We start from the raw sequence: 23288 nt of genomic DNA, 5'->3' as shown, positions 1-23288 counted from the left end.
GACCTTTATCGCGAGCGGTAAATGCTATTTTCGTAAACAATAGCTTCGGTAAATTATGTCCTCAGTCCATGCCATTAACCAATCGTACTGGTTTTCACCACGATTACCGCACGTTGAAAGCCGCAGCACGCGCAACAGCAGTCATGCCTATAAAATACACAGCCATGCGCAATTTTCGATTGGGGGCGATAGAACACGGCGAAACGCTTTGCCATTACCGTAACGACATTCACCACTTACAGGTTGGCGACCTGATCTTTATCGATCCCGAGCAGCCACACAGTTGTAATCCGCTGCCCGGCAAAACGCGCAGTTATCACATGCTGTACCTGGATGCGGAATGGTGTCTCGCTCAAATTTCTACTCACTGTGGTTATCAAGTAGATACCTTGCGTTGCAACTGCGTCGTCTTGTGCGATCCCGACCTGTTTATACATTATCAACACGTCATTGCCCTGCTGTCTCGGGGGGACATTGCGTCGGCAGATAACCAACTCAAAGCGATGCTGGCACCCATCTGGCAACAATATTGCCTGCCCGCGCCATCCTGTTTGCCAGCATTACCGCATCAGGTGTCGCAAACCACGACGCGCCATGTGCGCGAACGTTTGCTGAATAATTTGCAAGAAGCGCCCTCGCTGGAAACGCTGGCGGAGGAGCTAAGCCTGAGACGTGAAACTATCGTGCGACAATTTCGTCACGATACCGGCATTACACCGATGGCATTCCTGAATAATGCCCGCATTGAGTATGCTAAATCACTGCTGAAACAAGGCACGCCATTGGTTGATGCCAGCTATCAAAGCGGCTTCTGCGATCAAAGCCATTTCCACAAAACATTTGTGCAATACACCGCCGCGACGCCGGGTCAGTACGCGCGATCAATATTTGACAATAAATAGCGGAACGCCTTGTCTAGACTGGCCTCTATTACCTATTGAGGTCAGATATACCATGTTTATCAATGCTACGTTCACCAATACCACGTTTATCGATGCCCCGTTTATCAATACCCTTTTTTCCGCTGAGGCTCTCTTTCCCACTCACTTTCCCGCTCTGGCACTGGCGCATTTTGTCGCGCTACTGAGCCCTGGCCCGGATTTCTTCCTGCTGACGGCCTACGCTATTCGCTACCGACTGCGCGGCAGTGCGGGAATTTGTTTTGGCATCGCGCTGGGTAACAGTATTTACATTCTGCTGGCGGCGATTGGCTGGGCAGGCATTCAACATTCGCCTACGCTGTTTACCCTCATCGAGTTAGCCGGGGCGGCTTATCTGCTCTGGGTGGGTTATCAGATAGTGAAAAGTCGTTCAGTGCTCTCGCTACAGGTGGAACAACCGTCCGACCACTGCCCGACACTGCGTAAACAAATTTTGCTGGGACTCGGCTCGGCGCTGTTGAATCCCAAAAACATGCTGTTCTACATCAGCCTGATGACCAGTATTCTTGGGCAGAATGTGACACCCACGCAGCAATTCGTCAGCGGTGGCTGGATGTTTTCTGTCGTTCTGGTGTGGGATCTGCTGATCGCCGCACTGATCGCTCGTCCGTTGATTCAGCAGCGTTTAACCCGCTGGCTTAACCCGATTGAACGCGGTGCTGGCGTCATTCTGCTGTGTTTCGGCCTGCTACTTTTATTTCGCTAATCAGAAGCCAGTATTTCACTAATCAGAAACAAGGTGCGTTTCAACCTTGTTTCATGGGCGGAAGGCTTTATAATTCGGGGCAATTAACAAAAGGATAACCTGATGACTCTTCAAAAAATCGGTATTATCGGTCTCTTTGCCCTGCTTTCCTTAGGTGGCATCTCCGGTATGATGCTGGTGGGTTACATTATTATCGTGCACTCAGGCTGAAGCATTCTACTCGCAGAGTTACCTCTATCCCTACGGCACAAATTTACGGTAAGAATGCACGAACAGTGCCGCATGGAAACGCGGCAATTAACGCAGTGGTTTAGCTAACACGGCCGTTCTGGCTAGCGTGATTGCTCAGACTGAAACGTCTGCCAGTACTCAGGAATACGCGCGAAGGTCAGTTGGAACCAGGCGGTAAACTGTTCGGGCGTCGCCGTCATCCGCTGTGCAATGTCGTCCATTGATTGGTATTCATAGTTCGACACTTCATCGGGATTCATCCGCGGGAGGTCATCCGTTACGCCAAAATACACATGCCCCAGCTCATGCTCAATCAGCCCGTTATCCAGCGGCAGGCGATAAGTCAACGTGAACATCGGCGTTAGCACACAGCGTAATCCCATTTCTTCATACAAACGGCGGTGTGCCGCCTGTAATGTCTCTTCACCGGGCGCAGGATGGCTGCAACAGGTATTGCTCCATAAACCGCCGCTGTGGTATTTCTCCTCCGCCCGCTGCTGCAATAACATTTGCTGGCGAGAGTTGAAAATATAGACGGTGATCGCACGATGTAAGGCTCCTTTTACATGCGCTTCCTGCTTTTCCATTACGCCCGTTGGCTTGTCACTTTCATCAACAAGAACCACTTCAGTCAACGGCATACCTTTCTCCTGCAATACCTTACTCTCCCGCAATACCCTATTTCCCGCAATCACGCGGTATGACGATAATCACCCTTCGTATTCACTCGCCGCCGGCACTTGCTCCCGGCGGCGAGACAACCATCATTATAGCAGGGTGAAACTCTCGCTCTTCACACGCTGTGAATCCAGACCAATCATCACGTCAAACTTGCCAGGTTCCACCACCTGCTGCATGCGGGCATTGTAGAACTTCAGCGCATCCTGATCGAGCGTGAAGGTAACCGTGCGGGACTCTCCCGGCTGGAGCATCACTTTCTCAAAACCACGCAGCTCTTTCACCGGACGGCTGATGGAAGCCACCACATCGTGCACGTACAGCTGCACAACGGTTTCCCCTGCGCGGCTGCCAGTGTTTTTCACTGTCACGCTGGCGTCGATCGTTCCGTTACGCTTCATCGTCTGGCTCGACAAACGCACGTCTGACACGCTGAAAGTGGTATAGCTCAGGCCGTAACCGAACGGATAGAGCGGCCCATTGGCTTCATCGTAGTAGTGAGACGTATATTTGCCTGGGTTTTCCGGCGTGTAAGGACGGCCTGACGGCAGGTGATTGTAATAAATTGGGATCTGACCAACAGAACGCGGGAAGGACATCGGTAGCTTGCCGGACGGGTTATAGTCGCCAAACAACACATCAGCGATTGCATTGCCACCTTCCGTGCCGCTGAACCAGGTTTCCAGTAACGCATCGGCCTGCTGATCTTCACGCACCAGCGCCAGAGGACGACCATTCATCAGCACCAGAACCAGCGGTTTACCCGTCGCTTTCAGCGCGGCGATCAGGTCACGCTGGCTTTGCGGCAGATCGATGTTAGAGCGGCTGGAGGCTTCATGCGCCATGCCTGCCGCTTCGCCGACGACCGCAACCACGACATCCGCCTTCTTCGCCGCTTCAACGGCTTCATCGATCATCACCTGCGGCGGACGTTTATCCACCTGCACAGCATCTTCATACTGATTAAGGAAATCGATAATGCCTTTGTGATTACTGACGTTGGCACCTTTGGCATAGAGAAGGGTGGCTTTATCGCCGACGGCATTCTTCAAGCCCTGATAAACGGTAATCGTCTGTTTCGTGACGCCTGCGGCAGACCAACTTCCCATCGTATCGCGCTGGCTGTCAGCCAAGGGACCAACCACGGCGATCGTGCCCTGTTTTTTCAACGGCAGCGTTTGCAGACGGTTTTTCAACAACACCAGGCTCTTACGCGCCACGTCACGAGCATCCAGACGGTGTAAACGGCTTTCCGCATTGGTATCCACCGGGTCGGAACCTGCCGGCCCCAGATGACGATACGGATCGTCAAACAGCCCCATATCATATTTTACGTTCAGCACCTGACGGCAGGCATCATCAATCTCCTGCATACTCACCGCCCCGCTTTTCACCAGATCGGGCAGATAACGGACGAAATACTCGTCGCTCATGCTCATGCCGATACCGGATTTCACCGCCAGACGCGATGCATCACGCGGATCGCTGGCCACGCCGTGCTTAATCAGCTCTTTAATCGCCCCGTGATCGGTAATGGTGATGCCTTTGAAATTCCACTGATCGCGCAGCACATCTTTCAGCAACCAACTGTTTGCAGTCGCTGGCGTGCCATTGATGGAGTTAAGCGCCACCATCACACCGCTGCTGCCCGCGTCGATCGCCGCTTTATAAGGCGGCATATAGTCCTGGAACATGCGCTGAGGACTCATGTCCACGGTGTTATAGTCGCGCCCACCTTCCACCGCGCCGTAGAGCGCGTAGTGTTTTACGCTGGTCATCAGCGAGTGGCGTCCGGTGACGTCATCGCCCTGGAAGGCTTTCACGACCACACCAGCAATTTTACTGGTCAGCCAGGTATCTTCACCGAAGCCTTCCGACACGCGGCCCCAGCGCGGATCGCGGGTGATATCCACCATCGGCGCCCAGGTCATGTTCAGGCCGTCTTCCGTCGCTTCATAAGCCGCCACGCGTGCGCTTTTCTCAATGGCGCTCATATCCCAACTGGAAGCCAGCCCCAGTGCGATAGGGAAAATGGTGCGCTGGCCGTGAACCACATCGTAGGCAAAAAATAGCGGAATCTTCAGGCGGCTGAGCTGCATGACCTGATCCTGCATTGCACGAATGTCCGGGCGGGTTACCGTATTAAAAATCGCGCCAACCTGGCCGTTTCTGATCATTTCCCGAATGGCTTCTTTCGGGTTATCCGTCCCGACGCTGATCAATCGGAGCTGGCCGATCTTCTCTTCCAGCGTCATTTTCTTCAGCAGATCGGTGACAAACGCGTCGCGTTGCTGATGTGAAGGCGATATTGATGCCGGCGCAGACGTCAATTCCTGCGCAAACGCCGGATTACAAGCAAGTCCAATTGCTATAGTCAGTGAAGTAAGCCATTTCATTCGTTATAAAGACCCAGTCAATCCAGGCGTCAGAGCAAAACAGAATAAGGCGCTGAAGCACAAGACAGGTTGAAGATTCCGACGGTCACATCCCTTCTCTGACAAGGCGAAAAACACCTTCTCCTGCCTTAAGCGAATAAGGCTTCCCGATAGTGGCTGCCGCACCGACGCACTCAAATGCACAGCGCGTAATATAGTGCATTTATTGAGATTTCATTTAATAAAAACTGCAAGAATAATGCTAAGCGACACGCATAATTCACATTCCCGCTTTCAGCCCGCATGATAATCCTACGAATAGCGCATTCAACCAATGGCAGAGCAGCGGTGAAGAGGATGATTTCTACCGCCTTTCGTGCTAATCCTAGGGCTTCGTCAACACAAGGAGCATCAGACATGTATCAGCTGTATATCGCCAATAAAAATTATTCGTCCTGGTCACTGCGTCCGTGGGTGCTATTGAAAACACTGTCGATTCCTTTCGAAGAGAAGCTGGTGGCGTTTGCACCGGGCATGGCACAGCCGGCGTTTAAGGCTTTTTCACCGACGGCAAAAGTCCCCTGCCTGATCGACGGCGATATCACCGTTTGGGATTCATTGGCGATTACCGAATACCTGGCTGAGCAGCATCCCGGCGTCTGGCCTGCCGAGGCCAAAACCCGTGCCTGGGCACGTTGTGCCGCGGCCGAAATGCATTCTGGTTTTACCGCCCTGCGCAATACCTGTTCCATGAGCTGCGGCGTGCGCGTCAAAATGAACGAAATATCTCCCGCCCTCAGCAACGACATTAACCGCATCTGTGAACTCTGGCAGGAAGGGCTAACGCGCTTTGGCGGGCCGTTTCTGGCAGGAAAACAGTTTTCGGCAGTGGACGCCTTCTTTGCGCCAGTTGTGTTCCGTATCAAAACCTATCAGCTTCCCGTATCGCCGGAAGCCACTGCCTATTGCGACCATCTGTTGGCGCAACCTGCTATGCAGCGCTGGCTGGAAGATGCTTTAGCGGAAACCTGGCGTGAAGATGAACATGACGAAGAAGTGAGAAAAGCGGGAGAAGTGATAGAAGATCGGCGCGCTCGCGCGTAGCGCTGTAGCAATCGGTGGCCCGTTCGGCCACCGTTAATATTCCCTTCTAAAGCATTAGAAAGAAGGAACCGTTATTCGGTTGAGGTTGCTGACAAAGTCCGTAGAGCGGGAGTAACGGATAGATCGTAAAGACGCTGCAAGTACCTCCCTGTACGCTCGGATTGCGCCATCCCTGGCGCAAACGCTTTACTCTTCTATTCCGTTACTCCCGTTTTCATTCAGCAAATAGGTTTGTCAACGGTCTGAACCGTTATTCGGTTTCGATGCTCGCCATGCTCTGCGGTTGGCGAGAAGCCAACGATTTTTGTTTCTTGTAGCTCAATGCTGCGGCAGGCACCTCGCTAACTTTGCCGGTTTCCATCCACTTACGCAGACGGTTAGCATCGGCAAAGTGCGTGTATTTACCGAATGCGTCCAGCACCACCAGCGCCACAGGCCGCTGATTAATGACCGTCCGCATCACCAGACAGTGTCCCGCCTGATTCGTGAAGCCCGTTTTGGTCAGTTGGATGCTCCAGTCCGCTTTATAGACCAGATGATTCGTGTTTCTGAACGGCAGGCTGTACGTCGGATTAGAGAACGTCGCCGTTTTCTCCTGCGTGGTGCTCAGTTGACTCAGCAGCGGATATTGCTTGCTGGCAATCAGGAGTTTGGTGAGATCGCGGGCGGTCGAGACGTTATTGATGGACAGCCCGGTCGGCTCGACATAGCGCGTGTGAGCCATGCCTAGCGCACGGGCTTTGGCATTCATCGCGCGGATAAACGCCTGATAGCCGCCTGGATAGTGGTGCGCCAGACTCGCTGCGGCCCGGTTTTCTGAGGACATCAGCGCCAGTAACAGCATGTCATGGCGGCTGATCTGACTATTCAGACGAACGCGCGAGTACACCCCTTTCATTTCTTTCGTCTGGCTGATATCCACAGAGATGATTTCATCCAGCGGCTGATTGGCATCCAGCACTACCAGCGCCGTCATCAATTTCGTCACCGAAGCAATCGGCACTACCACATCTGGGTTACTGGAATACAGAATGTGGTTATCACGCAAATCCACCACCATAGCGCTACCGGAAGCAATTTCCTGATGCGCAGTGCCGGCGGAGTACGTCGGCGCTTTCGCCACAGCCTGAGGCAACATCACAGCATGGGTTGACAGCAGCAACAGGCCACAAAGAGAAAGCTTAAAATTTTTAGTCATTCTTCAATAACTTAAACAGTATTCTGTTAAATGAAAGGGATAGGCATCGGCATTATAATTTACCGCCCTTCCCCACGCACTCATGCAGCAGAAAAAGCTTTGTGACAAATTTTGACAAACGGTTTTGTCAACCCACTGTTTTTTATCGCATTACGTCAGAGACGGTTTTATTTTGCGCATCTGGTTGAGCAAACGCAGGCTGACGCCGCTAAATATTCCCGCGGTAATCCCACTTGCCGCGCCGGACAACAGACAGAATGCGGGATCATTCGCCAACGCGGGAAACCGAGCCAGTTGGACGGAGAAATAGAAACGAGAACAGAACGTCAGCAGCATTAAGCCCAGCGGCCACCATGACCCCGTGCGCTGAAAAACGCGTGATTCTGGCAGATAAGCGCCTGACGTTTTCCCCCACGTCCAGCCGATACCCAGCCCAACGATCAACGTCAGCAGAAATCCTCCTGCCGCCGCAAGCGGGAACAGCAGCGTATGAAAAATGGCGCTAACGCCCCACACCATGAAAACGATTGACACAACCAGCATCCGCGTCAGCGATTGTCGCCTCGGCTGGCTGGCTTTTATTCCGGCATAAATCAGGTAACCCAAAACAATCCACACCCAGTAAGGTGTATGACGCAGAATAATCAGCAGGTCTTCCACGGCAGTAGATTCCTTCCTCAACGGTGACAGTGACGATTACGGTGTGACTTTTGCCTGTTCCAGCGCCTGTTTCACCGCATTAATCACGCCCTGGCTCGATAACGTCGCCCCTGTTACCGCATCCACCTGGTTAATATCCTGCTTCTCAATGAGTTCCGGCACAATTTGATCCGTCGCGCTCAGCATCATGGCTTCGGTATCGCCGTGCTTCAGCACTTCAGCATTAGCGATCTTCCCGTCTTTAATGCTGACCGTAACCTCAACGTCTGCCGCCTTACCCTGCGCTTTTCCGATATAGTTGCCGTCTTTATATTGCGCCACATCGCTGCCATGAACGGACAGAGAAAAAGCCATCACTACCGTGGCCAACGCCGCCGAAATAGATTTTTCCATCATTTCCCCATGTGTAAATCGAACACTAAAAACAACAATTCAATAACCAGAAAATAACAGTTAGTTAAAGCCTAATAATTGATAATAGGATTTCGTTTCAATATTATCCAATGACAATTGAAGTCGTATCGCACACTCTATACACCTATCCCTGAGTGCTTTCAACTGGGTTTCATCATCGGTCATTACCGATATTTCTACGAAATAACCCAAGGTCTCAATATAATCGAGCGTAATATGGAAGGCGTCTAAAAAGTAGATGCTGCGAATTTTATGAATTTCAAAAAGAGGCTGATACCCTAACGTCTGTAGCATGCTGTGGGTTTTTTCAAAATCTTCGACATTAACCGCTTCGCAGCGATCGACGCCCGGCCCTTTCACGATCCAGAGCTTAATACCCGATGGCTCCATGCGGCGCACCCGCATTTTGATATTTTCCTGCCGCAGGCGATTCTCTGCATCATCGTAATAAACGTCGTGCTCTTTATTTTCAAAGACAAAAGCCTCAGGATGAAGACTAAAAAGTGTATTCCTGAAAATGGCTATATCGTCAATGCGGAATTTAAGTTCAACTTCATATTTCCCTGTGAAATGTTCAACCATGTTCTTTCCCCTCACTGGACTCCCTGAAATAGCATTGAACATCCGTCATATAAAACAGTGTGTTATTACGCTGCCATACGGAAATTCAAGATAATAATGATTCAGTCATCCGTAAAATAGATCATACAGGTAACATAATATGGCTCAGTGGCCGTCCTCTTATCCTCCCTGATTCATACCTTACGTCCTGTCACAAGCTGTCACCGCGATAGCAATGCCGACCTTGATAATAAAACCACATTATTACCTTACAACGTCAGATATCCTGAGCGCAATTTTCTGTCAGAGCATGCACATTGACGAATACCTTCGGATATTTCCCAACAAAAAAATGCGGTCAGTGCCTTTACTGGACGCTGACCGCCGTTAATAGTAGCTGAGAAGACAAAAACCGCTAGTTCTTCACGCAACAACCTCAGGTAATAGCAAAATCAGTGCAGAATCGAAGCCGTGATGGTGCATAAACTCACGCAAAATCAGCAACCGGGCGGAAAAAGCGTTCTCAAGCGGAATCCCCTCCCAGGCTGCCGGACTCCCGAGCATGACGCGTTCCAGACGTTTAAATGTCCGTTCCATATCATCCTGCGGCAGACGCCAGCCAGCGTCCTCTTTTTCTGCTCCCGAAATCTGAGCGATAGCCACCAAGGCGGGATCAAAAGCAAACAGAGCGGAACCCGCTGGGATGTCGTGGCGAATGCGCGTCACTTCATCTTCGACCGCCATGATCGCCAATTCCATTTCGTCTGGCGTCGGAGGAAGATGTTTAAAAAACGTCGCCGCCGTTTTATCAAAACCGATGGTCAGTTGCAGGGTTGCCGACGGTTGTGATGCCGTCCCGCAGACAACCGTCGTCTGCTGTTCGCCAATGCACAGCACCGTTACCGGCGCATCGGGCGCGACGCGCTGTCTGGCAAGCGAGTACGCCTGTTTCAGGTTCATATCATTCTCCATTACCAATCACACGTGCGATGTCCGCTGAGGTCTTCAACGTACGGATTTCGCTAAATAACTCGGTGGCGTCGTCGTACTCTTTACGCAAATAGCCGAGCCACTGTTTGATACGTGCAACGTGATACATTCCCGTGTCACCCTGCTTTTCCAACTGCACATATTTTTGAAGCAACTGCATAACCTCCGGCCACGGCATACGCGGTTCGTTATACTTAATCACGCGGCTCAGGTTTGGCACATTCAGCGCCCCCCGCCCGATCATCACCGCATCGCAACCCGTTGTCGCCATGCAGTCCTGCGCACTCTGCCAGCCCCAGATTTCGCCGTTGGCGATCACCGGAATCCGCAATCGCTGGCGGATTTCCCCTATCGCCTGCCAGTTAATGCATTCCGCCTTGTATCCGTCCTCTTTGGTACGGCCATGCACGACCAGTTCGCTCGCACCCGCCTGCTGCACCGCATCGGCGATTTCAAACTGGCGATCGCCGGAATCCCAGCCCAGCCGTATTTTCACTGTAACCGGTAAATGGGCAGGCACCGCCTCACGCATGGCTTTCGCGCCCTGATAAATCAGCTCGGGATCTTTTAACAGCGTCGCTCCGCCCCCGCTGCCGTTCACCAGCTTCGACGGACAACCGCAGTTGAGATCGACGCCATACGAGCCCAGTTCCACCGCTCGCGCGGCATTTTCCGCCAGCCACTGTGGATATTGCCCTAGTAGCTGTACGCGCACCAACGTGCCTGACGGCGTGCGGCTGGCATGGTGTAGCTCCGGGCAAAGGCGATAAAAGGACTTAACTGGCAGGCACTGATCCACCACGCGTAAAAACTCGGTGATGCACAGGTCATAATCATTTACTTCAGTCAGCAGTTCCCGCACTAATGAGTCGAGAACCCCTTCCATCGGGGCAAGCAGAACACGCATAACGCTACTCGGTAACCATTTTATCGTTAATCACAGCCATTCATTGCACGGCTAAAAAAGCAGGCAATCTTAAAGTAATACAGGTCACTTAAGCCCGTTGTTAGGGGAAACACAGGGGGAGGTTCTCGCAGGGACACCTCACCCCTGTGGTCGCCCCGTGTATCTCGGTGCCTAAACGATCGGAGGCCGGCAATCTTAGGGGGTATTGTACGAGGAACGCAACGGGAAAGATAAGGCAGGACGGGCGCAGAGGTTGCCTCTTGTGAGCATATCATCAATAATTCGTGACGAATTTGTGCCGACACTGTCCTAACGGGCCACAACGAAGTGACTATTTCTTATGTCGAACATCAAAACTATGCAGAACGTCAAAATAGGCGCGCTGCAACGTCCACAGCTTTCTCTGCCGAATAACGCAGACAAGCTGTTGCTGCACTCCTGCTGCGCGCCCTGCTCTGGTGAAGTCATGGAAGCCATCACCGCTTCTGGCATCGATTACACCATTTTCTTTTATAACCCTAACATCCACCCACAGCGTGAATACCTGATCCGCAAAGAGGAAAACATCCGTTTCGCTGAACAGCATAACGTGCCGTTCATCGATGCCGATTACGACACGGACAACTGGTTCGAACGCGCCAAAGGCATGGAGTGGGAGCCCGAACGCGGCATTCGCTGCACCATGTGTTTTGATATGCGTTTCGAGCGCACGGCGCTGTACGCCGCAGAAAACGGCTTTAGCGTTATTTCCAGTTCGCTGGGGATTTCCCGCTGGAAAAACATGCAGCAGATTAACGAATGTGGTCAGAACGCCGCGCAGAAATATCCCGGCATCACCTACTGGGATTACAACTGGCGCAAAGGCGGTGGCTCGTCGCGTATGATCGAAATCAGCAAGCGCGAACGTTTCTATCAACAGGAGTATTGCGGCTGTATTTATTCTCTGCGCGACTCCAACAAGCATCGAAAATCACAGGGACGCGATATTATTCGTATCGGTAAACTGTATTACGGCGACGAAACCGAATAACCGCATCACACAAAAATCTGTAGCGCGGTAGTAACGGATAGATCGTAAAGACGCGGTAAATACATATATGGACACTCGGATTGCGCAGATATGAATCTCATCCCTGAGATTCACCCTTACAGGCTGAGGGATCCCCACAAAATCATCGCTAATAAACCAGCACCATATTTCGGTAGGTGCTGGTGAGTTGGGCTAAAATACTCTCCAGCTTCACTCGCCTGATTATTCGCGGTGAATGCCGCAGTACATTTTCCGCCAGTGTCAAAAACGATATCACTCTTCGACTTTTAAGGCTGTTCGCCTGATAATGAAGATGAAGACCTTTATTTTCAAAATGATATCCTAATAACCAGAGAACAATTGATGCCAGTGTTGCCAGCAAACTCAGCACCCAAAGCCGCTCACCCGTTTTGCTTCCACAGGCGCGTAAGCCAAAGCCAAATCTCTCACTCTTTTCATCGCGAAAGTTTTGTTCAATCTGCATTCTCCTGCTGTAGAGTTTCATAATTTCATGGGGCTTGAATTCATCAGTACTGGTAAATAGCAGCCACGGCTCTTTAGCTGACGCACGCTGTTCTTTTTCTGTTGTGGGATGGCTCGGTTTCCCTTTGCGACGTTGGCTTTTTCGGCCTTTCGGCGCTTTTTTATAAAGATAAAAATGTCCGTTGCATTGCGCCTTTTTTGAACGCGCCAGCGTTCCGGCTCCCAGATATTCCGCGCGCGCCGTGCCAGTACAGTCTTTCACGTTCAGCCAGCGTTCCGGGCCATGATGAAGGCAAAATTTTACGTTTCCCCGGATGCGACCAATAAAGTCCCATCCCAGTGCTTTGATATGCCGAAACCATTCATTGTGGAAGCCCGCGTCGGTGATGAGGGTGACTTTCATTTGCGGGGCAATAGCACAGGCAAGCGCGTCAAGAAAGGCTTTCTGTATCAAAATATTGTTTTGCTTTTCTGACGGAACCACCTGACTCATCAAGGGGATAGCGCGGCCATCACAGACAAGGCTGGCACGCAGGACATGAAAAGCCTGGGAGGGATAGCCACTCCAGTCGACGGCAATAACACACCACGGCATGTTTTTGGTCATCATGGACGTAATCTGATTAAATATTTTCGGGATATCGTGATGAAGCGCAGTGTTTCCCAAAAGGCGAGCAACCCGTTTTATTTTATCTTTCACGCGAGCAGGGCCGGGTAAATAACGCCCGATGCAGGTGAGTGAAAGCGTGGCACCGCTTATCAACGCAGCGGTGGAATCAATAAGCGCATGTTGTCGATATTGATGTGTTGAAGCTAAAGCGTGACGGAAAAAAGTCTGGCATACTTTACGGACAGGCATAGGGTGATCTCATTGAATTTTTTGGCGAAAATCAGTAGATCATAAAACTCTATGCCTGTCTTGTTTTCTGGGGATTCCTCAGCCTGAAAGGGTGAATCATATCTGCACGGCTCGAGCGTACAGGGATGTATTCACAGCGTCTTTACGATCTACCCATTATCATCGCTCAATGCGCATCATCAGCCCCAAAATCTACTTCAATGCCCCTGACAAAAACTGCTGCAAACGCGCACTTTTCGGGCTACCGAACAGCTGATCCGGTGGCCCTTCCTCTTCGATTACGCCCTGATGCAGGAAGATAACGTGGCTGGAAACATGGCGGGCAAACTCCATTTCATGCGTCACCACCACCATCGTTTTCCCTTCCTCCGCAAGCTGCTGCATGATGCGCAACACCTCGCCGACCAGTTCGGGATCGAGCGCTGACGTAGGTTCATCAAACAACAAGACTTCCGGCTCCATCGCCAGCGCCCGTGCAATGGAAACACGCTGCTGCTGACCACCAGAAAGATCCGACGGATATTTCTGTTGAGCAGCATCCGTGATCCCAACCTTGTTCAGGTAGAACACCGCCCGCTCGCACGCTTCCGCTTTGCTCAGTCCTAATACCTGAATCGGCGCTTCCATCACGTTCTCCAACGCCGTCATGAAGCTCCACAGGTTAAAGTGCTGAAACACCATCGTCAGGCGCGTCCGCAGCATCTGAAGCTGTTTTTTATCAAACACTTTCAACTGCCCGTCCGTATCTCGCACCATGCGAATTTCCTGATCGCTGACGTAAATCGCCCCTTCGCAGGGCTTTTCCAGAAAATTAATGCAGCGCAGTAAGGTACTTTTTCCCGAACCAGACGAGCCAATAATTGAAATAACGTCACCCGCTTTCGCTTGTAATGAGATCCCTTTAAGCACCTCATGTTGGCCATAGCGTTTACGCAGTTCCGTCACCATCAGTTTGTTATTCGACATGCTCTTTTTCCTGCGTTTAATGGGATGAACGGGTATAAAGATGACGTAACCAGCGCCGTTCCGCTCTTCTGAACAGCCCGATTAACACAAACGAGATCGCCAGATAGATAACCGCAGCGATACCAAATGCATAAAACGGCTGGTAGGTTGCGGCGTTGATATCACGGGCAATCTTCAGAATATCCGGTACGGTCACGGTAAAGGCCAGCGCCGTCGAATGCAGCATCAGAATCACTTCGTTGCTGTAGGCAGGCAGCGCAATACGCAGCGCCCCCGGCAAAATAATGCAGCGATACTGCTTAAAGCGAGAGAAGCCGTATGCTCTGGCCGCTTCAATTTCCCCATGCGGCACCGCGCGGATGGCGCCTACGAAAATCTCTGTCGTATACGCACAGGTATTGAGCGCCAGCGCCAAAATGGCACAGTTTAGTCCGCTGCGAAAAAAGGCATTCAGCAGGTCGGTACCGCGCACAATCTCCAGGCTATACACGCCGGAATAGAACACCAGAAGCTGCACATAGAGCGGCGTACCGCGGAATATATAAGTAAATAGCCATACCGGAAAACTGAATCGGCGTCGCGGCGACACCCGGGCAATCGCCAGCGGCAACGCCATCAGCCCACCGATGATCACCGAAGAAATGAGCAGCCAGAGCGTCATCGCCAGCCCGGTCAGACGGTAACCATCGCTCCACAGTAGCGGCTGCCAATATTGTTGCAGGATCTCACTCATAGTTTACTTTCTTGACTCCCTGCGAATAGTGCCTTTCCAGCCACCACAACACGCCGTTAGAAACGGTGGTAAAAATCAGGTACATCGCCCCGGCAACCAGCGCAAAATAAAACGGTTCATGTGCGCCCTTGCCAGCCAGTTGCGTCGCCTTAATCACATCATTCAGGCCAAGCAATGACACCAGCGCCGTGGCTTTCAGGATCACCTGCCAGTTATTGCCAATGCCCGGCAGCGCGAAGCGCATCATGGAAGGAAACAGAATACGACGGAACACCTTTATGGGAGAAAAACCGAACGCCACAGCCGCTTCGATTTGTCCACGCGGCACGGCAAGATAGGCACCGCGAAAGGTTTCCGTGAAATACGCGCCGTAAATAAAGCCCAACGTAATAATCCCGGCGGTTAAAGGATCGATGTCAATCTGCGCCATCCCCATCGACTCCGTCACGCCGTTTAAGACGATTTGCAGGCCATAGAAAATCAGCAACATCAGCACCAGATCGGGAATGCCACGAATCAGCGTGGTATAGCAGGAAAAACACCCTGCCAGCAGACGATTGGCAGACAGCTTCGCCGATGCGCCAATCAGGCCGATAACCAGTGCCAACAATAGCGAACTGGCTGCCAGCTCCAGCGTCATGATGGCGCCATCCAGAATTAGCTGGGAATAGCCATAAAGCATCAATGATATCCGTTGAAATAGCGGTTAATGGCACGGTGCGTCATCATCAGGAACACGGCACGGGAGGAACGATCCCGTGCCGTATTATCCTGCGATCCCGCTACACACTATCTACTGTAATAAAGAATCTACTGTGATAAAGAAATATGTACCGTGATAACGATATGCATCGTTGTGGCGACATTAGCCGCCGTAGACGTCAAAATCGAAGTATTTTTTCGCGAAGGAATCGTAGGTACCGTCTTTACGCATCTCTTCAAAAGCCTTGTCCAGTGCAGCTTTCAGTTCGGTATCCGCTTTACGCAAGCCCATCCCCGTCCCCACTCCGAAGAATTTATCATCTTTTACCGCCGGACCAGCAAATGCGTAGTCTTTACCCATATCAAGCTTCAGGAAACCTTCGCTTCCCGCCACTTCATCCTGAAAAGCAGCATCGATGCGGCCTGCGGCCAGATCCGCGTAAATCAGATCCTGATTTTGATAAGCAACAACTTCAACACCTTTTGGCTGCCAGTTCGCGTTGGCAAAGGCCTCCTGCGTTGATGCCTGCAATACGCCTACACGCTTGCCGCCCAGAGAAGCCAACGTGGGTTCGATGCTCGCGCCTTTCTTCGCAATCAGACGCGCGTTAGCCGCATACAGCTTCTCAGTGAAAGCAATTTCCTGCTGGCGTTTTTCGGTGATGGACAGGGAAGAGATGATGGCATCAATCTTTTTAGCTTTAAGGGAAGGGATTAACGCATCAAAATCACTTTCCACAAACGTACAGTTAGCCTGAATACGCTTGCACAACTCCTTTGCCAGATCGATATCAAACCCAACCAGTTCGCCGCTGGCATTTTTGGATTCAAAGGGAGCATAGGTCGGATCGGTGCCGATTTTAATATTCTTAGGAATCTCCGCCATCGCGCTGCCCGCAGCCAGAATGAGTGCCAACGGCAAAACTTTGATCAGTGTCTTCATATTGCTACCCTTATCATGAGTGATTGATGTCATGTGTCGTCAATGTCGGAACAGATATCGATTTATTGCTTTAAAAATGAACGAGATGAATGCTATTTGCTTTCTAACGCCGACGATTACCTTTTTCATAGCAGTTTTCATGCCACAATGAACGCAAGGACATTGTAAAACCCCTATGGGCAATACATGCGAGAAATAATAAATAACCAATTGATTATTAAATATTTTAATAAAAATTTTTTGGCATGCAATAATAAGGATAGATAGCATTGCTATGAATACAAAAACTTAAATGCACCATTTAAGTGCCCTTGCGTGCAAAATTGGTGCAATGTGATAAAAAGGCACAAAAAAAGGGCAGTAACGCTTTACTGCCCGGAAAGAAGAAAATGACGCACGTTAGCGTCTATCCTGCTACGACGCACCTTGCCAGCGGATAAAGAGATCTTTCGGCAGCGCGATATCAAACTGGTCCAGAATACGATTCACCGTCTGATCGACAATGTCCTGCACACTTTCTGGGCGATGATAGAACGCAGGCACAGGCGGCATGATGATCGCGCCTAGCTCAACGGCGGTCGTCATCAGCCGTAAGTGCCCTAGATGCAGCGGCGTTTCACGAACCCCCAGCACCAAAGGACGACGCTCCTTCAGCACCACATCGGCCGCGCGGGTTAATAGGTTATCGCTGTAGCTGTGCACAATGCCGGACAGGGTTTTTATCGAACAGGGTAAAATCACCATCCCCGCCGTTTTAAACGACCCCGAAGAGACGCTGGCAGCGATATCACGCGTGTCATGCACCACATCAGCTAACGCCTGCACATCACGCAGGCTAAAATCGGTTTCTAACGCCAGCGTCTGCCGAGCGGCCTGACTCATGATCAAATGTGTTTCGATACCTTCCAGCGTCTGTAAAACCTGTAGCAGCCGGACGCCGTAAATAACGCCGCTGGCGCCGGAAATCCCAACAATGAGTCGCTTCATTCGTACTGCCTCTGGCTGACCGCGTAAGCAAAAACGCGGAAAAATCATCTGCGCAAACTTTGCCGCATTGATTGGCGATAAGCAAGGAGAAGCGCCGAAACCCTATTTTCTCGATACAGAATGTTTTCTCTATACAAGTCATTTCGATATACGACAGAGGGAAGACACTTTCGTGCCTTCCCCCTTCGATGAAGCTTTAACGTGCAGTTAGCCGTTAGCCTTCGTTGTGCAATTCCAGATCTTCGACTTCATTCTGGCTACGTAACGCTTTGGCGTCGTCGTTGCGCAAGACTTCCAGATAATCCAGATAGCCTTGATCGACATCCTTCGTCACGTAAATTCCGTTGAACACCGAGCATTCAAACTGAGCAATATCCAGGTTATCTTCACGCGCCGCCTCGATCAGATCGTCGAGATCCTGGAAAATAAGTGCATCAGCGCCAATAATCTTACAGATTTCATCCACTTCACGACCGTGAGCAATCAGCTCATTCACGCTCGGCATGTCGATGCCATACACGTTAGGGAAGCGAATTTCCGGTGCCGCCGAGGCCAGATAAACACGTTTGGCTCCCGCTTCACGCGCCATCTCCACAATCTGCTCCGACGTGGTACCGCGCACAATCGAGTCATCCACCAGCAGCACGTTTTTATCACGGAATTCGGCACGGTTGGCGTTCAGTTTACGGCGCACCGATTTCTTACGCGCCTGCTGCCCCGGCATGATAAAGGTACGGCCAACGTAGCGGTTTTTCACAAATCCCTGTCGGTACGGCTTGTTGATGATACGCGCGATTTCCAGCGCGATATCACACGATGTCTCAGGAATCGGGATCACGACATCAATATCGAGATCTTCCCACTGACGTGCAATCTTTTCACCCAGCTTCTGGCCCATGCGAACGCGTGCGCTGTAAACCGAGATTTTATCGATAAAAGAGTCCGGGCGAGCGAAGTAGACATACTCGAACAGGCACGGGTTGCTCTTTGGATTCTCTGCACACTGGCGAGTAAATAGCTGCCCTTTTTCCGTAATGTAGATCGCTTCTCCCGGCGCCACATCGCGTAAAAATTCAAAGCCCAGCGTATCCAGCGCGACGCTTTCCGACGCCACCATATATTCGCTGCGGCCATCTTCCAGATCGCGCTTACCAATCACCAGCGGACGAATCCCGTTAGGATCGCGGAAAGCCACCATACCGTGACCGATAATCATGCCGACACAGGCATAGGCACCGCGAATTTGCTGGTGCGTCGCGGCAACGGCCGCAAAAATATTATCGGCTTCCAGCGGATAATGTTGGAAACGATCCAACTCTCTGGCAAAAATATTTAACAGAATTTCAGAATCAGACGTGGTGTTAACGTGACGGCGCTCCTGCTCGAACAGCTTTTTACGCAGCTCGTGGGCGTTAGTCAGGTTACCGTTGTGAGCCAACGTGATACCGAAAGGAGAGTTAACATAGAAAGGCTGTGCTTCCGAGGCGCTGGAACTGCCCGCGGTTGGATAACGCACGTGACCAAGCCCCATGTTTCCCTGTAAGCGTTGCATGTGCCGCGCTTCAAACACATCTTTCACCAGGCCATTGGCCTTACGCAGGCGAAAACAATTAAAGGCATCGATGGTTACAATACCCGCTGCATCCTGCCCACGGTGTTGCAACACCGTTAACGCGTCATAAATCGACTGGTTGACCGGTGTAAAACCGGCGATACCGACAATACCGCACATGGTGTCTTTTCCTCATCAGCGCTACCGCAGCGGTAAATGCTGCGGCAAGAAACTTGACGTGCTTTGCAGGTAGTCAAAAAACCACCTGATAATATAACTGAACTGCGGGATTAACTGGGACTGCTTCCAGTCATCACTTTGTGAAAAACCGGTGAAAGTATCCAGAAAGAATAGCAGTGCGGAAACGATCAGCACCCCGCGCAGCGCACCAAAACAGATGCCCAGAACGCGATCGGTGCCGGATAATCCGGTACGCTCAACCAGCGAACTAATCGCATAGTTGACGATAGCCCCCACAATCAACGTTGCAACAAACAGAATGGCAATCGCAATACCGTTACGCACCAGCTCATCATCAAAACGGGTGAAGTAGACCGCGAGGTAAGCGTAGTAATGGCTGGCGACAAAAAAAGCACATCCCCAAGTTACTAACGACAGCGCTTCACGAACAAACCCCCGGATCAGGCTAACCAGAGCCGAAAATCCGATGATGCCAATAATGACGTAATCAACCCAAACCATGAACTATCCTAATAATGAACGATGCTACCGATAAGCCGCTACGTCATCCTGTTCGCGGCGCATTCTAACAGAAAAAGAAAACGTTTGCGTAGCGTATTTCCGCCGATTTCATCAATAGATAATCAGGCGAAAAAATCAGCAACACACCATGCCTGAGTCTATTAACTGTCGGCACAACAAAATCAACAACAACCGTCTTAAAACAGGTGCGGGGCGAAACATCACGCCTATGAGCCTCATCCCCGCGACCTGTTTCTGTTTATCTACGTGGCGACGACAGACTCATCTACCTCGTTATTCTCACATTCAACGACCGTTAACGAACCGCGTGCGCACGTACCTGCCCACTCAACCCACTGAGCTGTTTCAGCTCACCCAACGAGGACTCCAGCTTCTGCTTCGAGGCATCTGGCCCCACGTAAATACGGGTAATTTCTCCTGAAACCGGCGTTGACGGCACGGTATACGCGCGATAGCCGGAAAGACGCAATTTGGCGACAATCTCGTTCACCTTATCTGCATTTTTCAGTGCACCAAGCTGCACAATGTAGGCCTGTCCGACAGGCGCTTGCTGCGTCGGCTGTGTTTCAGGCTTCACTTCCGGCTTGGGTTCCGGTTTAGGCTCAGGCTTCGGTTTTACTTCTGGCTTCACCTCAGGTTTTGGCTGAGGCTTTGGCGTCACTGGCGCTGGGGTCTGAACCGGTGGACGCTCAACCACCACTGGCGGGGCCGTCATGGCTGACGTACTGCCAGAATGGGATGATGGCGGCGTCTGCGTCGTGGTTTCAGATGTTGTCGTTGAATGAGCTGTCGACGATCTCGCGTCAGGGGCTTCGGCTTCCGAATTGTTCTGCATCGCCGCCTCCGCCCCTTCCGGTGGCAACGACGGGTTCAGCGCAGGCAGCGATTCCATCTCATTACTGTCACCCGGTTTAGGGATCAGCGGAATCGACGCAAACTCGTCCTCGTAGTGCTTCTTCTTACCGTCCAGCAAGCCAGGTAAGACGATCACGCCCAGCGCGACCAGAATAACCGTGCCGACCAGCCGATTCTGAAATTTACTCGCCATTCGCCTTCTCCTCATCCAGCGCTTCCATCACATGCGCTACCGTATGAAAAGATCCACACACAATGACGATATCCTGCTCCGTCGCCTCGGACATCGCCTGCTGCCAGGCGGCAACAACATCGGAGAACGATTGACTGCGCGTCAGGTGCTCGGCAATCTGCTGCACCGTTGCGCCACGCGGCCCTTCCAGCGGTGCGCAATACCATTCATCTACCACCGGTGTTAAGTGGGCCAGCGTACCGGCGATGTCTTTGTCCGACAGCATGCCAACGACAGCCCGCACTTTTCCGGTTTTCGGCAGCCCGGCCAAACGGTTTGCCAAATACGCTGCTGCATGAGGATTGTGTGCGACATCAAGAATCAATCGCGGTGACTCCTGCACAGTCTGAAAACGACCGGGTAATACTGCGTGCTGCAAGCCTTGTCGAATAGCTTCCTCAGTCACGTTGAGTGAAGAGTACTGCAATGCAGCCAGTGCCGTTGCGGCATTGGCTAACGGAACGTTGGGTAACGGCAGTCGTGACAGCTCGCGCTGTTTATCCTGCCAGCTCCACGTCTCGCGCTGCATTGAATATTCCCAGTCGCGACCACGACGGCGCAACTGCGCCCCTTTCTCCGCGGCAACGTCGGCAATCGTTCCCGGCATATCCGGCTCGCCAACAACGGCTGGTCTACCCTGCCGGAATATCCCGGCTTTCTCGCGACCAATGCTTTCCCGATCGTTACCTAACCAATCGGTATGGTCGATGGCGATGCTGGTCACCACGGAGACATCCGCATCCACAATGTTGGTGGCATCCAACCGCCCGCCTAGCCCGACTTCCAGAATAACGACATCCAGATTCGCCTGCTTAAAGAGTTGCAGCGCCGACAGCGTACCGAATTCAAAGTAGGTGAGCGATACCGCCCCTCTTCCGGCTTCGATATCCGCAAACGCTTGAGTATGCAGCGCTTCAGGCAATTCTTTGCCCTGAATACGTACTCGCTCGGTATAGCGAACAAGATGGGGGGAACTGTACACGCCAACCCGCAGCCCTGCGGCCAGCAGAATGGATTCCAGCGTACAGCAGGTGGTTCCCTTGCCGTTCGTCCCCGCGACGGTGAAAATCGTTGCGGCAGGCTGGAGCAGTTGGAGATGTTCAGCAACCTGCTTAACGCGATCCAAGCCTAAATCAATGGCCTGAGCGTGCAGGTGCTCAAGATAATGAAGCCACGTGACCAAAGGTGACGTGGCTTGAGGTATTTGAAGAGTATCCATGAGTCCCGTTCACTGGCTTACGGTTCATTGCGGGCAGAGCGTGCGCGTTACTACTCGGTCGAGAACGACGTGGTCGAGTACCACACGTCCTGCCCATCATGTCAATTATGCGTCATCCTGTGATGATTCAGACGGCGCATCGCTGCGGATTTCCACGTCATCGTTGCCCGGTTCTGGATGATTCGTCAGTTTGGCAAGAATAGTGGCCAGCTTGTAGCGCATTTCCGGACGACGAACGATCATATCGATCGCCCCTTTTTCAATCAGGAATTCGCTGCGCTGGAAGCCCGGCGGCAGCTTTTCACGCACGGTTTGTTCGATAACGCGTGGACCGGCAAAACCGATCAGCGCTTTCGGCTCGGCAATGTTCAGATCGCCCAGCATCGCCAGACTCGCGGAAACACCGCCCATCGTCGGGTCAGTCAGCACGGAGATATAAGGCAAGCCGCGCTCACGCATTTTTGCCAACGCCGCACTGGTTTTCGCCATTTGCATCAGCGACATCAGCGCTTCCTGCATACGCGCACCGCCACTGGCAGAGAAGCAGACCAGTGGACAGCCGTCTTCCAATGCCTGCTCAACGGCACGCACAAAACGCGCACCCACAACAGACGCCATTGAACCGCCCATGAAAGAGAACTCAAATGACGCGGCAACAATCGGCATGCCGTACAGCGTGCCTTTCATGACGACCAGCGCATCTTTCTCATCGGACTGTTTCTGCGCAGAAACCAGACGATCTTTATATTTTTTGGAGTCCCGGAATTTCAGGACATCCTTCGGCTCCAGTTCGCTTCCCAGCTCAACAGTGCTTTCTTTATCCAGAAACGCCTGTAGGCGGTTACGTGCGGAAAGACGCATATGGTGATCGCACTTCGGGCAGACCCCCAGGTTACGCTCCAGCTCGGCACGATAAAGAACCTGACCGCAGCTATCACATTTTGTCCAGACCCCTTCAGGGATGTTCGCTTTACGGGTCGGTGTGATGTTGCTTTTGTTAAGAATTCGTTCAATCCAGCTCATTGATAACCTTTCTGCTTGAACCTGGCAAATGCCAGTCCGCTGTTCATGTTATTCCCTGACAACATTGCCAATGAAAAAATGCCTGAGACGCACGACAATCGCGGTACAAAGGCATCGGCACCCAGGGTGTTCCCAAGAACAGACCATAAATGCTGCCCATTAAACCATAACGTTCCGGTACTGTGGATAAAAAACTGGTCAAACCGGATGTTAAAA

The 23288-nt window shown here is 51.7% G+C and carries 23 protein-coding genes and 1 pseudogene; 5 read left to right on the top strand and 19 right to left on the bottom strand.

Features of this window, described 5'->3' with window-relative positions:
• Window positions 1-55: 55 nt before the first annotated feature.
• From O1Q74_RS06680 to O1Q74_RS06670, 3 genes and pseudogenes are all read left to right on the top strand, one after another.
• A pseudogene (locus tag O1Q74_RS06680) lies at window positions 56-902 on the top strand (helix-turn-helix domain-containing protein).
• Window positions 903-954: 52 nt separating this feature from the next.
• Window positions 955-1647: a LysE family translocator gene (locus O1Q74_RS06675; RefSeq protein ID WP_271877342.1), complete on the top strand. Its 693-nt coding sequence runs from the start codon at window positions 955-957 to the stop codon at window positions 1645-1647.
• 102 nt (window positions 1648-1749) lie between these two features.
• Window positions 1750-1857 (top strand): hypothetical protein, encoded by a 108-nt coding sequence (locus tag O1Q74_RS06670; protein WP_271877340.1) that lies wholly within the window; start codon window positions 1750-1752, stop codon window positions 1855-1857.
• 122 nt (window positions 1858-1979) lie between these two features.
• Here O1Q74_RS06670 and idi read toward each other — a convergent pair whose 3' ends face one another.
• Both idi and bglX read right to left on the bottom strand, forming a co-directional pair.
• Window positions 1980-2519, bottom strand: a complete 540-nt coding sequence (gene idi / locus O1Q74_RS06665; RefSeq protein ID WP_271877338.1) for an isopentenyl-diphosphate Delta-isomerase — start codon at window positions 2517-2519, stop codon at window positions 1980-1982.
• 126 nt (window positions 2520-2645) lie between these two features.
• Window positions 2646-4952, bottom strand: a complete 2307-nt coding sequence (bglX, locus tag O1Q74_RS06660) for a beta-glucosidase BglX (protein ID WP_271877335.1) — start codon at window positions 4950-4952, stop codon at window positions 2646-2648.
• A gap of 396 nt (window positions 4953-5348) precedes the next feature.
• Here bglX and O1Q74_RS06655 point away from each other — a divergent pair, with 396 nt between their 5' ends.
• Window positions 5349-6035: a glutathione S-transferase family protein gene (locus tag O1Q74_RS06655; RefSeq protein WP_271877332.1), complete on the top strand. Its 687-nt coding sequence runs from the start codon at window positions 5349-5351 to the stop codon at window positions 6033-6035.
• Between the two features lie 250 nt (window positions 6036-6285).
• Here the strand turns inward: O1Q74_RS06655 and pbpG are convergent, their stop codons facing one another.
• The 6 genes from pbpG to dusC all read right to left on the bottom strand — a co-directional run bounded on the left by pbpG (window position 6286) and on the right by dusC (window position 10765).
• Window positions 6286-7233, bottom strand: coding sequence for a D-alanyl-D-alanine endopeptidase (gene pbpG / locus O1Q74_RS06650; RefSeq protein WP_225087714.1), 948 nt, complete (start codon window positions 7231-7233; stop codon window positions 6286-6288).
• 150 nt (window positions 7234-7383) lie between these two features.
• The gene (locus O1Q74_RS06645) at window positions 7384-7893 is read right to left on the bottom strand and encodes a DUF6622 family protein (protein WP_271877328.1); all 510 of its coding nucleotides are present in this window, start codon (window positions 7891-7893) and stop codon (window positions 7384-7386) included.
• A gap of 36 nt (window positions 7894-7929) precedes the next feature.
• On the bottom strand, window positions 7930-8286 hold the full coding sequence (locus O1Q74_RS06640) for an FMN-binding protein (protein ID WP_271877325.1): 357 nt from the start codon (window positions 8284-8286) through the stop codon (window positions 7930-7932).
• A gap of 60 nt (window positions 8287-8346) precedes the next feature.
• Window positions 8347-8889 carry a class IV adenylate cyclase gene (gene cyaB / locus O1Q74_RS06635; RefSeq protein WP_271877322.1) on the bottom strand — a complete coding sequence of 181 codons (543 nt, stop codon included), beginning with the start codon at window positions 8887-8889 and terminating at the stop codon, window positions 8347-8349.
• Window positions 8890-9291: 402 nt separating this feature from the next.
• A complete protein-coding gene (locus O1Q74_RS06630) occupies window positions 9292-9840 on the bottom strand; it encodes a hypothetical protein (protein ID WP_334311396.1) in 549 nt (182 codons plus the stop codon).
• Window positions 9830-10765, bottom strand: a complete 936-nt coding sequence (gene dusC / locus O1Q74_RS06625) for a tRNA dihydrouridine(16) synthase DusC (protein ID WP_271877317.1) — start codon at window positions 10763-10765, stop codon at window positions 9830-9832. Before dusC ends, O1Q74_RS06630 begins: the two co-directional genes overlap by 11 nt.
• Window positions 10766-11105: 340 nt before the next feature.
• Here dusC and O1Q74_RS06620 point away from each other — a divergent pair, with 340 nt between their 5' ends.
• Window positions 11106-11795, top strand: coding sequence for an epoxyqueuosine reductase QueH (locus O1Q74_RS06620; protein WP_271877314.1), 690 nt, complete (start codon window positions 11106-11108; stop codon window positions 11793-11795).
• A 148-nt stretch (window positions 11796-11943) separates the two neighbouring features.
• Here O1Q74_RS06620 and O1Q74_RS06615 read toward each other — a convergent pair whose 3' ends face one another.
• From O1Q74_RS06615 to accD, 11 genes are all read right to left on the bottom strand, one after another.
• Window positions 11944-13137, bottom strand: a complete 1194-nt coding sequence (locus O1Q74_RS06615; RefSeq protein WP_271877311.1) for an IS4 family transposase — start codon at window positions 13135-13137, stop codon at window positions 11944-11946.
• Between the two features lie 192 nt (window positions 13138-13329).
• The gene (gene hisP / locus O1Q74_RS06610) at window positions 13330-14103 is read right to left on the bottom strand and encodes a histidine ABC transporter ATP-binding protein HisP (protein ID WP_271877309.1); all 774 of its coding nucleotides are present in this window, start codon (window positions 14101-14103) and stop codon (window positions 13330-13332) included.
• A gap of 16 nt (window positions 14104-14119) precedes the next feature.
• Window positions 14120-14836, bottom strand: coding sequence for an ABC transporter permease (locus O1Q74_RS06605; RefSeq protein WP_271877307.1), 717 nt, complete (start codon window positions 14834-14836; stop codon window positions 14120-14122).
• Window positions 14829-15518, bottom strand: coding sequence for a histidine ABC transporter permease HisQ (locus O1Q74_RS06600; protein ID WP_271877305.1), 690 nt, complete (start codon window positions 15516-15518; stop codon window positions 14829-14831). Before O1Q74_RS06600 ends, O1Q74_RS06605 begins: the two co-directional genes overlap by 8 nt.
• A gap of 183 nt (window positions 15519-15701) precedes the next feature.
• Complete coding sequence (locus O1Q74_RS06595; protein WP_271877302.1) at window positions 15702-16481, bottom strand: lysine/arginine/ornithine ABC transporter substrate-binding protein; 780 nt, start codon at window positions 16479-16481, stop codon at window positions 15702-15704.
• 414 nt (window positions 16482-16895) lie between these two features.
• Complete coding sequence (locus O1Q74_RS06590) at window positions 16896-17468, bottom strand: UbiX family flavin prenyltransferase (RefSeq protein ID WP_271877300.1); 573 nt, start codon at window positions 17466-17468, stop codon at window positions 16896-16898.
• A gap of 214 nt (window positions 17469-17682) precedes the next feature.
• Window positions 17683-19200 (bottom strand): amidophosphoribosyltransferase, encoded by a 1518-nt coding sequence (gene purF, locus O1Q74_RS06585; protein WP_271877297.1) that lies wholly within the window; start codon window positions 19198-19200, stop codon window positions 17683-17685.
• A gap of 21 nt (window positions 19201-19221) precedes the next feature.
• Window positions 19222-19722 (bottom strand): colicin V production protein, encoded by a 501-nt coding sequence (gene cvpA, locus O1Q74_RS06580; protein ID WP_180741931.1) that lies wholly within the window; start codon window positions 19720-19722, stop codon window positions 19222-19224.
• A 316-nt stretch (window positions 19723-20038) separates the two neighbouring features.
• Window positions 20039-20791, bottom strand: coding sequence for a cell division protein DedD (dedD, locus tag O1Q74_RS06575; protein ID WP_271877293.1), 753 nt, complete (start codon window positions 20789-20791; stop codon window positions 20039-20041).
• A complete protein-coding gene (gene folC / locus O1Q74_RS06570; protein WP_271877290.1) occupies window positions 20781-22049 on the bottom strand; it encodes a bifunctional tetrahydrofolate synthase/dihydrofolate synthase in 1269 nt (422 codons plus the stop codon). Before folC ends, dedD begins: the two co-directional genes overlap by 11 nt.
• A 105-nt stretch (window positions 22050-22154) precedes the next feature.
• Window positions 22155-23072 (bottom strand): acetyl-CoA carboxylase, carboxyltransferase subunit beta, encoded by a 918-nt coding sequence (gene accD, locus O1Q74_RS06565; protein ID WP_271877287.1) that lies wholly within the window; start codon window positions 23070-23072, stop codon window positions 22155-22157.
• Window positions 23073-23288 lie beyond the last annotated feature (216 nt).

The sequence above is a fragment of the Pectobacterium sp. A5351 genome, assembly GCF_028335745.1.
Classification (GTDB): Bacteria; Pseudomonadota; Gammaproteobacteria; order Enterobacterales; family Enterobacteriaceae; genus Pectobacterium.
This window is presented reverse-complemented; position numbering and strand designations above follow the sequence as displayed.